Genomic DNA, 12464 nt, shown 5'->3' on the forward strand with positions numbered 1-12464 from the left:
GTCTTACTCGTCTGCTTCATCACCTGCCTGACCACCTTCACCGGACTGCACGTAACCACCGCCCGGACCGACCTTCACGTTACGTGCCGGAACGACCGTGGAAATGGCGTGCTTGTAGACCATCTGACTGACCGTGTTGCGCAGCAGGACCACGAACTGGTCGAACGACTCGATCGTGCCCTGCAGCTTGATGCCGTTGACCAGGTACACCGAAACCGGCACGCGCTCGCGCCGAAGTGCGTTCAAGAAAGGATCCTGCAGCGATTGCCCCTTGGACATTGCACACTCCTGATTATTGTTCTTATTGGGTTGCCGACGGTTGCCACGGCCCCCGAGCCGCCCGCCGACCGATGATGTTACACGGCTGGCGGGGGTTCAGCGTGCGACGAAGGTCGACACCGCGCCGGCCAGGCGCTCCCCATCGACATGGGGGTCGAACCAGCGCGCATCAAGCTCGCCGCGCAGCCAGGTCAGCTGGCGCTTGGCCAGCTGCCGGGTGGCGAAGATGGCCTTGTCCCGGAAACGGGCAGCATCGCCCTCCCCGTCCAGGTATTCCCAGGCCTGGCGATAGCCAACCGCGCGCACCGCGGGCAGGTCCAGCGGCGCCGCCACGGCGGTCATTTCCGGCATTGCACGCAATGCCCGCACCTCGTCCAGGAAGCCCTGCGCCAGCATGGCGTCGAAGCGCGCCTCGATGCGCTGGTGCAGTACCGCGCGGTCACGCGGGGCGAGGATCAGCTTGAGGGTGCGCACCGGCAACGGCGCGACGCCCGGCCGGCGCTGCCATTCACTGATCGGCGTGCCGGTGAGGCGATAGACCTCCAGCGCCCGCTGGATGCGTTGCGGGTCGGTGGCATGGATACGTGCGGCGGCGGCCGGGTCGACCTTGGCCAGCTCGGCGTGCAGTGCCGCCCAGCCCCGCTCGGCCGCCTCGGTGCTGAGTGCTTCGCGCATCACCGGGTCGGCCTCCGGCATCGGCGACAGGCCCTGCAGCAGGGCCCGGAAGTACAGCCCCGTGCCACCTGCCAGGATCGGCGTTTTGCCGCGTGCCACGATGTCGGCCACGACGCGGCCGGCATCGGCGGCGAACTCGGCCGCCGAATAGGTCTGCCACGGATCGCGCAGGTCCAGCAGATGGTGCGGCGCCTGCGCCCGCTCGGCCGCATCCGGCTTGGCCGAGCCGATATCCAGATGCCGATAGACCAGCGCCGAATCGACGCTGACGATCTCGCCATCCAGCTGCTTCGCAAGGGCGATCGCGGTGGCGGTCTTGCCACTGGCAGTCGGACCCATCACGGCGATCGCCAGCGGCCGCCGGTCGATGCCCATCAGTCTTCGTCCGGCCAGCGGATCGACGGCGTGGCGTCGGCACGCGGCGTTGGCACGGCCTCGACGGCCTGCCAGATCTTCAGCGCATCGACGGTGGCGGCCACGTCATGCACGCGCACGATGCGTGCGCCACGCTGCACCGCGATCAGGTGCGCAGCCAACGAGGCGGCCACGCGCTCGGACGGCGTGTCGCGACCGGTCAGTTCGCCCAGGCTGCGCTTGCGCGACAGGCCAGCCAGCATCGGCACGCCCAGCTCCAGGAACCGCTCGGAGCGTGCCAGCAGGGTCATGTTGTGGGCAGTGGTCTTGCCGAAACCGAAACCGAGATCGATCAGCAGGTTCTTCTTCGCAATACCCGCCATCTCGGCAGCGAACAGGCGCTGGACCAGGAAGCCGTGCACCTCGGCGACCACGTCGTCGTACTGCGGATCGGCCTGCATGTGGCCCGGCTCGCCCTGCATGTGCATCAGCACCACCGGCACGCCGGTTGCAGCGGCGGCGTCCAGCGCCCCTTGCTGACGCAGGCCGTAGATGTCATTGATCATGCCGGCGCCAGCCGCCACCGCCGCGCGCATCACTTCCGGCTTGAAGGTGTCGATGCTGATCGGCACCCGGGTGCGTGCGGCCAGCTGCTCGATCACCGGAATCACCCGGCGCAGCTCTTGTTCAATCGAGACCGGCGCGGCGCCCGGGCGGGTCGATTCGCCGCCGATGTCCAGCAGGTCCGCGCCCTCCTCGACCAGCTTGAGGCCATGTGCGACCGCGGCCTCGGTGGTGTCGTGCGCGCCGCCATCGGAGAACGAGTCCGGGGTGACGTTGACGATGCCCATGACCCGGGCACGGTCGAGGCGCAGGATGCGGCCGGCGCAATCGAGCTGGGGCGAGGTATCGAACATGGGCAATCCTGCTGGGACAACGGCAGGTAGTTTAGTTCGGCAGGGCGGCGCCCTGCACCCGCAGAGGCCAGAGCGACAGCAACAGCCGGAGCAACAGCGGGTTCACTGAAGAATGGCGGGGTGGGTCCGGTTGCGGGGGCCGCTGCAAGTACGTCCATGTAAGCTCGGTCGCCGCATCCATGCGGCTCACGCCCCCGCAACCGGACCCACCCCGCCTTCGACAGATTTCCGCGATCTGTTGGAACGACTATTGGGGTCAGATCCGTTTTCCTCCGGAAAACGGATCTGACCCCATATTGATTTCGACATCTGACAGAGATTCATCCATGCATGACGTGGATCTACGTGTCGACCAAGGTCGACACCTACCAACAGCTCCCGGAATCTGTCAGAGGTGGGGCGGTGTCGGAGTGCGGGGTGTCAGCCGCATGGATGCGGCTGCCAAGCCTCCATGGACGGATTTACGGCGTCCCCGCACTCCGACACCGCCCCGCCATCCTACGGAAAGCCCGCTGTTGCTGTTGCTGTTGAGGTTGCCGGCCAGCGGCCGGCACTACCACGGGTGCAGGGCGCAGCCCTGCCAACACCCCTCAACGGCGGCGGCGCTTGCGATCCACGTACAGGGTCCTGGCAATGCTCAGCACAATGCCGACACCGATACCCACCACGCAGCCCAGCAGCAGGTTGTCGGCCCCAAGGCCCACACCCACGCCGACCACGGTGGCGATGACCATTTCAGCGGTGTGGGAAATCGGTTCGGGCTTCGGGGCGGACATGCGGGCTCCAGCGTCAGATCGGATCTTCGGGATGGGCCAGTGGCCCGGAAACGACGAAGCCGGGTTGCCCCGGCCTCGTCTGGTGCACCTGCAGGGGACCGTCAGTGCGATTCGGCCGGGCCCGCGATCGGCGGCAGCGGACGGGCGTCGCCGCCCTTGTCGTTGCCACCGTCCTTGTTCGACTTGCTCCAGCCCGCCGGCGGCGGCGGATCACGACCTTCCATGATCGCGTCGATCTGCGGCGCATCGATGGTCTCGTACTGCAGCAGCAGCTGGGACATCGCGTGCAGCTTGTCGATGTTCTCGGTCAGCAGCTGGGTAGTACGGGCGTAGGCCTTGTCGAGGATATTGCGCACTTCCTCGTCGATACGGCGCGCCGTGTCGTTGGACACGCTCTTGTGCTGGGTAACCGACCGGCCCAGGAACACCTCATCGTCCTCTTCGCCATAGGCGATCGGACCGAGCTGCTCGGACAGGCCCCACTTGGTGACCATGTTGCGGGCCATCTTGGTGGCACGCTCGATGTCGTTGGAGGCACCGGTGGTGACCTTGTCCTCGCCGAAAATCAGCTCTTCGGCGACGCGGCCGCCGTACAGCGAGCACAGCTGCGACTGGATCGCGACGCGGTTCATCGAGTACTTGTCGCCTTCCGGCAGGTACATGGTCACACCCAGCGCACGGCCACGCGGAATGATCGTGACCTTGTAGACCGGATCATGCTCGGGTACCAGACGGCCGACAATGGCGTGACCGGCTTCGTGGTAGGCGGTGAGGGTCTTCTCCTCTTCGCTCATGGCCATCGAGCGGCGCTCGGCGCCCATCAGGATCTTGTCGCGGGCACGGTCGAAGTGGTCCATGCGGACTTCCTTCTCGTTGCCACGCGCAGCGAACAAGGCGGCCTCGTTGCAGAGGTTGGCCAGGTCGGCGCCGGAGAAGCCCGGGGTACCGCGCGCGATCACCATCGGCTCGACGTCGTCGGCCAGCGGCAGCTTGCGCATGTGGACCTTCAGGATGTGCTCGCGGCCCTTCACGTCCGGCAGGCCGACCACGACCTGGCGGTCGAAACGGCCCGGGCGCAGCAGCGCCGGGTCCAGCACGTCCGGACGGTTGGTCGCGGCGATCACGATCACGCCTTCGCCGCCTTCAAAACCGTCCATCTCGACCAGCAGCTGGTTCAGGGTCTGCTCGCGCTCGTCGTGGCCGCCGCCCAGGCCGGCGCCACGGTGGCGGCCGACAGCGTCGATTTCATCGATGAAGATGATGCACGGGGCATGCTTCTTGGCCTGCTCGAACATGTCGCGCACGCGGCTGGCGCCGACGCCGACGAACATTTCCACGAAGTCCGAACCGGAGATCGAGAAGAACGGCACCTTGGCTTCGCCGGCAATGGCCTTGGCCAGCAGCGTCTTGCCGGTACCCGGCGGGCCCACCATCAGCACGCCGCGCGGAATCTTGCCGCCCAGCTTGGTGAACTTGGACGGGTCGCGCAGGAAGTCGACCAGCTCGCCCACTTCTTCCTTGGCCTCGTCGCAGCCGGCGACGTCGGCGAAGGTGACCTTGATCTGGTCCTCGCCCTGCAGCTTGGCGCGCGACTTGCCGAAGGACATCGCGCCCTTGGCACCGCCACCGCCGCCCTGCATCTGGCGCATGATGAACAACCAGAAGCCGATGATCAGGATGACCGGCAGGAAATTCATCAGGATCGCGCCGAGGGAAATGCCGCTGGACGGCTCCTCCTGCACGATCTCCACGTTCTTGGTGCGCAGCACGTTGATCAGGTCGCGATCGAACGGTGCGGTGATGGTGGATGTCTGCCCGCCGCGGGTGGTGTAGGTCAGCTGGCTGGTGCCGCCGCGCATGTCGCCGCCGAAGGCGACCTTCTGCACGTTGCCGCTGTCCACCTGGTCCAGGAACTGCGAGTACGACGCGCCCTGCGCGCCGGCTCCGGAGGACTTCGGCGAGAAGCTCTGGAAGACCACCATCAGCACGACGGCGACGACCACCCATAGCAGGAGGTTCTTGGTCAAGTCGTTCATCCTCATTGGCTCCGGTGTTCCTCTCAGTGCTGGCGTTGCGTGGGGGTCGAACTTGCGTACATTGCGAGCTTACTTCATGTGGGCGCGTTTTCCCTGACCCAAGGCATACACCTCGGGAGAGCGCTTGCGCGAGGCTTCCGGCTTGCGGATGGAGACCTTGTCGTACCGGCGGCGCATGTCGCGCACGTAGTCGTCAAAGCCTTCACCCTGGAACAGCTTGATCAGGAACGCCCCACCGGTCTTGAGGTGGTTGTCGGCAAAATCCAGGGCCAGCTCCGCCAGGTGCATCATCCGCGGCTGGTCGACCGCACCCACACCACTCTTATTGGGGGCCATGTCCGACAGCACAAGGTCTACCGGCTGATCCCCGAGCATGGCTTCAAACTGCGATAGGACGGCTTCTTCCCTGAAGTCACCATGAAGGAACTCCACGCCGGCCAGCGGCGGCATGTCCAGGATATCCAGGGCCAGCACCCGGCCGGTATCGCCGATCTGTCTCCGCACCTGTTGAGACCAGCCGCCCGGGGCCGCGCCGAGGTCGACCACCACCATGTGCGGCTTCAGCAACCGGTCACGTTCCAGCAGCTCTTCGAGCTTGTAGGCGGCACGCGAGCGCATGCCTTCGGCCTGGGCCTTCTTCACGAAGGGGTCGGAGAAGTGTTCCTTGAGCCAGCGCTGGCTGCTTTTGCTGCGGGTAGCCATTGAAAATAGGGGCTGATGGGGTCCTCATGATACCCTGATCGCCCCATTCAACCGTCTTTTCCTGCATGTCCATCGCCCTGACCGCCTCCCAGACCCGTTTCCTGCGCGGCCAAGCCCACGACCTGAAGGCCCTGCTGCAGACCGGCGGCAAGGGTGTGACCCCGGCCTTCATTGCGGAGCTGAACGAAGTGCTGGAGCGCCACGAGCTGGTCAAGGTGAAGGTCGCTGCCGAAGACCGCGAGGCCCGTGACGTGATGATCGGCGAGATCGTCGAAGCCACCGAAAGCGCGCTGGTGCAGCGCATCGGCCACGTCGCCGTGCTGTACCGCCCGAGCAGGGAACAGCGCCAGATCGTGCTGCCGCGCGGCTGATCGGCCTACTGCCATGCAGCTGAACCACGAACCGCCGGACTACGCCTACAGCCTGCGCGCCGCCGATGGCCGCTCGGCCAAGGTCAATGACCAGGTGCTGGGCAGCAGTTTCTTCCTGACCCCGGACCAGCTGGTCACGCAATGGCCGGCGGTGAGCGCCACTGCGCTGCAGCTGGCTGACCTGGAGCCGATCCTGGCGCTGAACCCGGCGCTGATCGTGCTCGGCACGGGTGACCGTCAGGTGTTCCCGCCGGCGGCGGTGATGGCCGCCTGCCTGTCACGCGGCATCGGCCTGGAAGTGATGAACAATCCAGCCGCCGCGCGTACGTTCAACATCCTGGCCGGCGAAGGCCGCAAGGTCGCGGCTGCTTTCATTCTGGAAGGCTGAGTTCTCGAGTCACCGGTGCCTCCGGCCCCTAGCGGCCTGAAGGCGCGCAGCGGAATGCCGAGAACTCCTGGAGCCGGCCGATCAGGTGGCCGCCCTGCCCCCAGCGGATATCCATGACCTTCCAGTCCCGGTCCTGCCGCTGCAGCAGGACCCGGTCGGTCCATCGATAGTCGCCCACTGCCATGTCGACGCGGATCCAGGTCGCGTCACCCCTCGATTCGGCCATTCCCACCGCGACCGTGTCCGGTCGGTCCGGCGCCAGCAGATAAAGGCTCTGGTCGAGCATGTGCGGCTTCTCGTCGTGCGCGGCCAGCGCGGTACAGGCCCGCTCGTAAGCATGCTGCGCATCGACCGCCGAGCGCAGGGCATCGCCCAGCAACGGCGCGATGGCCACTTCATCTGAAGCCGGCGCCTGGACTACGGCGTAAAGACGGGTGACCACGTCGCGCGGATCGCTGGCCGCGGTGACCAGCGGCGCGACGATCAGCAAGGCGAGAACGGAAGCAGGACGCAGCATGGGGTACCGGGTCGACTGGGACCGCTCAAGAATGCCGGGTATCCGGTCCGCCGTGAAGGTGAGCCTGCGGCACACAGGATCGCAAACGACCGCTCCGCAGTCGCTGAGTCGAGCACGGCTCTACAGGTCAGGAACGCCAGGCATGGCCCGGCACTCCCTGTTCCAACCGCGTCAACGTGCCGGCAGGTACTGCTGCGGATCGACCGGCTTGCCGTTGTAGCGAATCTCGAAGTGGACCATGTCGCGGTTCGCACCGGTGCGGCCCATTTCGGCGATCTGCTCGCCAGCCTTCACGCTCTGCCCTTCATTGACCAGGCGCTTGCGGTTGTGACCATAGGCGGACAGCCACTGGTCGCTGTGCTTGATGATGATCAGTTCGCCGTAGCCGACCAGGCCGGCACCGGAGTACACCACCACACCGTTGGCGGTTGCCTTGACCGGCTGGCCGCTGGTACCGGCGATGTCGACGCCCTGCTTGGTCGCGTCACCGGCCACGTAGCGGCCGACGATCGCGCCATCGGCTGGCCAGCGCCAGGCGATGTTGCTCTTCACCGGCCCGACCGGCGCCGGGGCCGGCGCGGTGCTGCCGCCACTGCTGCCAGCCGAACGCGGCGGGGTGACCACCGTGGTCGGCGCACGGCCGCTGGTGGCCCCCTGCGGATACAGGCGGATCACCTGGCCGGGGTAGATGGTCGACGGGTTGTCCAGACGATTCCAGGCAATCAGGTCGGCCGGGGTGATGTCATGGATGCGGGCCAGCGCATAGATGGTGTCGCCCTTGCGCACCACCACGGTCTGCCCGGGCTTGGGTACCGAGGTCTTCGGCGTGGTCACGCCGCCAGCGTTGCCGCCGCCCGGGCGGACCACGGTGGCGGTACCGCAGGCGGCCAGTGTGGAAACCAGCAACGCCAGCGCGCCGATGCGCACTCCCTTGCTCAGACGATCAGGATTCATGCGAACTTCGACCTCCATACAAGCCAGGCGATCAGCACCACCACCAGCACGGTGGCGATCCAGCCCAGCGGTTCAATCCAGCGACGCAGTGCGGCTTCGGCACGCGCACCACCGATACGGATGACCGCGGCCAGCACGAACACGCGCTTGCCGCGACCGATCAGCATGCTCAGCAGGTACTGCGGCATGGGTACGCCGACGATACCCGATGCCCACGTGAAGACCTTCATCGGGATGGGCATGAATCCGCCCAGCACCAGGAAGGTGAACACCGCCCAGGGCGACTCGGCCATCTTCGCCTGCACGGTGGTGATGCCCTGCTCGATCGCCGGCAGCATGCCCAGCGCTTCGAACAGCGGCTTGATTGCCTCGAAGGCGTAGTGACCCAGTGCATAGCCAACCAGCGCGCCGAGCATCGAGCCGGCCAGGCTGAGGGTGGCGAACCACCAGCCGCGCTTGGGCTGGGCCACGCACATCGGCGCCAGCATCACCTCCGGCATCACCGGGAAAATGATCGCTTCGAAGAAACTCAACACCGTCAGGTAGGTCGGCGCGCGTTCGTGCGCCGCCCACTTCATCGCCCGCTCGTACAGCGGCCCGAAAATCTTCATGCAACCCTGCTCCGTGGATTAGTCGAGCATGCCAGACAGCAGCGGCACGAAGGTGACCGGCGCCAGCACGTGTTGTTCGATGCTGCCGTCGGCCTTGCGGTCCAGCTGCACCAGCGACTGCGCCCCGGGACCACCGACCGGCGCCACCAGCCGGCCGCCCTCGGCCAGCTGCTCGATCAGCGCGTCGACCAGTGCCGGCGCCGCCGCAGTGACCACGATGGCATCGAAGGGACCGTGCTCGGCCCAGCCGACGCGACCGTCGTCATGCTTGGTGCGGATGTTCATGCCCAGCGCACGGAAGCGCTTGCGCGCCTGGCGCAGCAGGTCGCCGATGCGCTCCACGGTGTAGACCTCCAGGCCCAGCGCACCGAGGATGGCGGCCTGGTACCCGGAACCGGTGCCCACTTCCAGCACGCGCTTGGGAGCGACCTGGAGGACCGCTTCGGTCATCCGCGCTACCACCCAGGGTTGAGAGATGGTCTGGCCGTGGCCGATGGGCAGCGCGGTATCCTCGTAGGCACGCGAGGCCAGCGCTTCGTCGATGAACAGATGGCGCGGCACCACCCGGATCGCGTTCAAGGTCGGCTCGTCGACGATGCCGGCTTCGCGCAGGCGGTCGACCAGACGGTCACGCACGCGCTGCGAGGTCATGCCGATACCCACAGCTTCCGGTTGCAGGCGCAGGCGTGGGCTCATGCCGGCTGGTCCAGGGCTGCGCTGAGGCCGCCGACCCAGCTGGCCACCTTCTCCAGCGCCTGGTAGCGGGTGAGGTCGACCTGGATCGGCGTGATCGAGATGTGGCCGGTGCGCACGGCGTGGAAATCGGTACCCGGGCCGGAGTCCTGCTCGCGGCCGGCCGGGCCGATCCAGTACACCTCGTTGCCGCGTGGATCCTTCTGCGCGATGCAGCCTTCGGCACGATGGCGGTTGCCGAGGCGCGTGACCTCGAAGCCCTTGACCTCGCTCCACGGCAGGTCCGGCACGTTGACGTTGAGGATGGTGTCGGCCGGCAGCGGGTCGGCCTTGAGCCGTGCAACGATCTCGACCGCGGCGCGCGCAGCGGTTTCGTAGTGCTTCGGATCGTGGTTGCGGCTGACCAGCGACACCGCCACGGCGGGCAGGCCCAGGAAGCGACCTTCCATCGCCGCCGAAACAGTGCCGGAATAGATCACGTCATCACCGAGGTTGGCGACGTTGTTGATGCCGGACACGACAATGTCGGGCTCGAATTCAAGCAGGCCGGTCAGCGCCAGGTGCACGCAGTCGGTCGGGGTGCCGGCCACCGAGACGGTGTAATGGTCGATGCGCTTGAGCCGTATCGGCAGATCCAGCGTCAGCGAGTTGCTGGCGCCGGAGCGATCGCGGTCGGGTGCGACCACCGTAACCTCGTGCCCAGCCTCGCGCAGGACCGAGGCAAGCATCCGGATGCCTGCAGCGTCGACACCATCGTCATTGCTGACCAGGATTCGCATCTTCGATTTAACCGCTTGATTTTCCAAGAATTCGATTCCGTCACCGTGCAGTGTAAGCGGGACCGCCGCGCTCCCCTGCGGAAGCCGTCGACCCTGCAAGCGCATCGTCTATTGTGCCGCATGCGAGCCGCCGGTCCTACCCTGCCGGCGGTCACGGCCGACATCGAACCGTCATAGGCAGACCTGCGCCGGCGGTTTACCCTGTGCGCATGTCGCACCCTGAAGACGAAGATCCCGCCGCGCTGTTCCGTGCGGCCATCGGCGAAGTGACGCCGCTGCGCAAGGATGCCGAGCCGGCACCTGCCGCGCCGCGACCGAAGCCGCGTGCGCGGATGGCCGAACGTGACGAGGCCGACGCAGCCGGCGAGTTCGCCCGGCTGCTGCGCGACAGCACCCCGCTGGAAGCCGGCGATGTGGCCAGCTATCGACGCGACAACCTGCCACCACGCCTGTTCCAGCGCCTCAAGCGTGGCCAGTACTCGGTGCAGGACGAGCTGGACCTGCACGGCGCCACCGCCGCGCAGGCGGAGACGCTGCTGCGCCAGTTCCTGCTGGAAGCGCATGCACACGAGTATGGCTGCGTGCGCATCATCCACGGCAAGGGCCTGCAAGCCGATGGCGGTGCGCCGGTGCTGAAGAACCTGGTTGACCGCCTGCTGCGGCTGCGCAACGACGTGCTGGCGTTCCATTCAGCGCCGGCCGGGCAAGGCGGGACCGGCGCGGTACTGGTGCTGCTGGCGCGGCGCTGAAAAAAGGGGACGCCATGAGTCCAGGTAGAGTCGACTGTCAGTCGACTGCTCTTCCAGCGGCAAGCGAATACCCCGCGCTGCGCGCGCAAGTCGACTGACAGTGGACTCTACCGCGCGCCCTGCTCAGGCCTGCGAGGCGTCTTCGACCGGGCCCAGCTCGTGCAGTACAGCGGTGGCGTAGCAGCCCGGCGGCAGCGCGAACGAGAGTTCCAGCACGTCATCGGCCAGCCACTGATGCTGCAGCAGCGCCGGGCGCAGGCGCAACGCGCGGCGCTCCTGTTTCAACCGTGCGTCTTCGAGGCCAGCGCGCAGCGCCTTCGATTCCTCGTCGTCCAGCGCGGCCAGCTCCAGCTCACGTGCAGCGTCGGCGCTGCGCAGCTCGCCTTCGCCCCACAACGGTGCGCTGGGATGGATGTCGAACCGCGCGAGGCGCTCGGCCAGCACGTCGGTGTACGGCTCGGGGCCGAACACGCTGCGACTGCCGTCCAGCATCCACACTTCGCCCTCCAGTGGCTGATCCCAGCTGCCCTGCTCCACGCGCGCGGCCAGCACGCGGTTGAACAGCGCCGAACGGGCGGCAGACAACAGCAGCGAACGCTGGTCCTTGCGCATGCGGCGGCCCCCGAACATCGCCAATGCGGCCGGCACGTTGCCGCCGTCGCGGCCGAAGCGCTGCTCACCGAACCAGTTCGGCAGGCCCCGGCTGGCAATCTGCTGCAAACGCTCACTGATCGCTGCAGCATCGCCCCGCACCTGGCGCAGCACCAGCTTGAAGCGGTTGCCGGCCAAGGCGCCGCGCTGCAGCTTGCGGTTGTGCCAGGTGGCTTCGAGCACTTCGATCTCATCACTGGCCAGCTCGGCCAGATCCGGTGCAATGCGCTTGGGCAGGTGCACGCTGAAGCGCTGGGTGGTGACCGCATGGCGGTCCTTCATGCCGGCGTAGCTCACCGCCATTTCCGGCAGGCCGGCCCACTTGGCCAGCAGCTTGGCCACATGCACGGTGTTGGCACCGCGCTTGCGGATGTGCAGCAGCAGGTGCTCGCCCTCGCCAGTGGCCTCGAACGCCGGCAACTCGTCGACCTGGAAATCTTCCGGCGTGGTGCGGATGCGCGCCGACAGCAACGGCGCACCAAACGCAAGCGGCAGCGGGATCATGCCGCCACCAGCAGCACCACCGCCTGTGCGGCGATGCCTTCTCCACGGCCGGTAAAGCCCAGCTTCTCCGAGGTGGTGGCCTTGACGCTGACCGCATCCAGCGGCAGCTGCAGCAGCGCACCGATGCGCTCACGCATGGCCAGCGCATGCGGACCGACCTTCGGACGCTCGCAGATCACGGTGATGTCGGTGTTGCCGACGCGCCAGCCACGCTCGCGCAGCAGGCTGTCGCAATGGCGGACGAAATCGCTGCTGTCAGCGCCCTTCCAGCGGTCATCACTCGGCGGGAAGTGCTGGCCGATGTCACCCAGCGCCAGCGCACCGAGCATCGCGTCGCACAGGGCATGCAGGATCACGTCGCCGTCGCTGTGCGCGAGCACGCCACAGCTGTGCGGCACGTTCACCCCACCGAGCATGATGTGATCGCCCTCACCGAAGGCATGGACGTCGTAGCCCTGGCCGATGCGGACGGGCGGGAACGGTGCGGTGCTCATGGATGCAACCCTTG

Annotated in this window: 16 protein-coding genes; 3 read left to right on the forward strand and 13 right to left on the reverse strand. The window is 66.9% G+C overall.

Annotated features, from left to right (window positions below; genetic code table 11):
* Positions 1–3: 3 nt before the first annotated feature.
* The 6 genes from hfq to rlmE all read right to left on the reverse strand — a co-directional run bounded on the left by hfq (position 4) and on the right by rlmE (position 5739).
* Complete coding sequence (hfq, locus tag AC5P8J_RS00775; RefSeq protein WP_004152891.1) at positions 4–279, reverse strand: RNA chaperone Hfq; 276 nt, start codon at positions 277–279, stop codon at positions 4–6.
* Positions 280–375: 96 nt separating this feature from the next.
* Positions 376–1329: a tRNA (adenosine(37)-N6)-dimethylallyltransferase MiaA gene (miaA, locus tag AC5P8J_RS00780; RefSeq protein ID WP_058980123.1), complete on the reverse strand. Its 954-nt coding sequence runs from the start codon at positions 1327–1329 to the stop codon at positions 376–378.
* Positions 1329–2225 carry a dihydropteroate synthase gene (gene folP / locus AC5P8J_RS00785; RefSeq protein ID WP_134735948.1) on the reverse strand — a complete coding sequence of 299 codons (897 nt, stop codon included), beginning with the start codon at positions 2223–2225 and terminating at the stop codon, positions 1329–1331. The genes miaA and folP overlap by 1 nt, the downstream gene beginning before the upstream one ends.
* 590 nt (positions 2226–2815) lie before the next feature.
* Entirely contained in the window at positions 2816–3001 is a 186-nt protein-coding gene (locus AC5P8J_RS00790) for a hypothetical protein (protein WP_021202558.1), read from the reverse strand.
* Between the two features lie 101 nt (positions 3002–3102).
* Entirely contained in the window at positions 3103–5037 is a 1935-nt protein-coding gene (gene ftsH / locus AC5P8J_RS00795; RefSeq protein WP_058980127.1) for an ATP-dependent zinc metalloprotease FtsH, read from the reverse strand.
* Positions 5038–5106: 69 nt separating this feature from the next.
* Positions 5107–5739 (reverse strand): 23S rRNA (uridine(2552)-2'-O)-methyltransferase RlmE, encoded by a 633-nt coding sequence (gene rlmE, locus AC5P8J_RS00800; protein ID WP_005409014.1) that lies wholly within the window; start codon positions 5737–5739, stop codon positions 5107–5109.
* A gap of 65 nt (positions 5740–5804) precedes the next feature.
* Between rlmE and yhbY the strand changes: the two genes are divergently transcribed.
* Together yhbY and AC5P8J_RS00810 are read left to right on the forward strand one after the other, a co-directional pair.
* Positions 5805–6110 carry a ribosome assembly RNA-binding protein YhbY gene (yhbY, locus tag AC5P8J_RS00805; RefSeq protein WP_019658872.1) on the forward strand — a complete coding sequence of 102 codons (306 nt, stop codon included), beginning with the start codon at positions 5805–5807 and terminating at the stop codon, positions 6108–6110.
* Between the two features lie 13 nt (positions 6111–6123).
* Entirely contained in the window at positions 6124–6498 is a 375-nt protein-coding gene (locus AC5P8J_RS00810) for an Mth938-like domain-containing protein (protein ID WP_058980129.1), read from the forward strand.
* 28 nt (positions 6499–6526) lie between these two features.
* On the opposite strand, the gene AC5P8J_RS00815 is transcribed toward AC5P8J_RS00810, so the two are convergent.
* The 5 genes from AC5P8J_RS00815 to surE form a co-directional block, all read right to left on the reverse strand.
* Positions 6527–7015 (reverse strand): hypothetical protein, encoded by a 489-nt coding sequence (locus AC5P8J_RS00815; RefSeq protein WP_134735902.1) that lies wholly within the window; start codon positions 7013–7015, stop codon positions 6527–6529.
* Positions 7016–7186: 171 nt separating this feature from the next.
* Positions 7187–7969 carry a peptidoglycan DD-metalloendopeptidase family protein gene (locus tag AC5P8J_RS00820; RefSeq protein WP_005416034.1) on the reverse strand — a complete coding sequence of 261 codons (783 nt, stop codon included), beginning with the start codon at positions 7967–7969 and terminating at the stop codon, positions 7187–7189.
* Entirely contained in the window at positions 7966–8580 is a 615-nt protein-coding gene (locus AC5P8J_RS00825) for a YqaA family protein (RefSeq protein ID WP_019658876.1), read from the reverse strand. Before AC5P8J_RS00825 ends, AC5P8J_RS00820 begins: the two co-directional genes overlap by 4 nt.
* 18 nt (positions 8581–8598) lie before the next feature.
* The gene (locus tag AC5P8J_RS00830; protein WP_010485977.1) at positions 8599–9276 is read right to left on the reverse strand and encodes a protein-L-isoaspartate(D-aspartate) O-methyltransferase; all 678 of its coding nucleotides are present in this window, start codon (positions 9274–9276) and stop codon (positions 8599–8601) included.
* Complete coding sequence (surE, locus tag AC5P8J_RS00835; RefSeq protein WP_019658877.1) at positions 9273–10052, reverse strand: 5'/3'-nucleotidase SurE; 780 nt, start codon at positions 10050–10052, stop codon at positions 9273–9275. The genes AC5P8J_RS00830 and surE overlap by 4 nt, the downstream gene beginning before the upstream one ends.
* A 209-nt stretch (positions 10053–10261) precedes the next feature.
* Here surE and AC5P8J_RS00840 point away from each other — a divergent pair, with 209 nt between their 5' ends.
* A complete protein-coding gene (locus AC5P8J_RS00840; RefSeq protein WP_019658878.1) occupies positions 10262–10801 on the forward strand; it encodes a Smr/MutS family protein in 540 nt (179 codons plus the stop codon).
* Positions 10802–10924: 123 nt separating this feature from the next.
* Here AC5P8J_RS00840 and truD read toward each other — a convergent pair whose 3' ends face one another.
* Both truD and ispF read right to left on the reverse strand, forming a co-directional pair.
* Entirely contained in the window at positions 10925–11956 is a 1032-nt protein-coding gene (truD, locus tag AC5P8J_RS00845) for a tRNA pseudouridine(13) synthase TruD (RefSeq protein ID WP_019658879.1), read from the reverse strand.
* Complete coding sequence (gene ispF / locus AC5P8J_RS00850; RefSeq protein ID WP_021204089.1) at positions 11953–12450, reverse strand: 2-C-methyl-D-erythritol 2,4-cyclodiphosphate synthase; 498 nt, start codon at positions 12448–12450, stop codon at positions 11953–11955. The genes truD and ispF overlap by 4 nt, the downstream gene beginning before the upstream one ends.
* Positions 12451–12464: the final 14 nt, after the last annotated feature.

This window comes from Stenotrophomonas sp. YJH_SMC_37 (assembly GCF_059370035.1).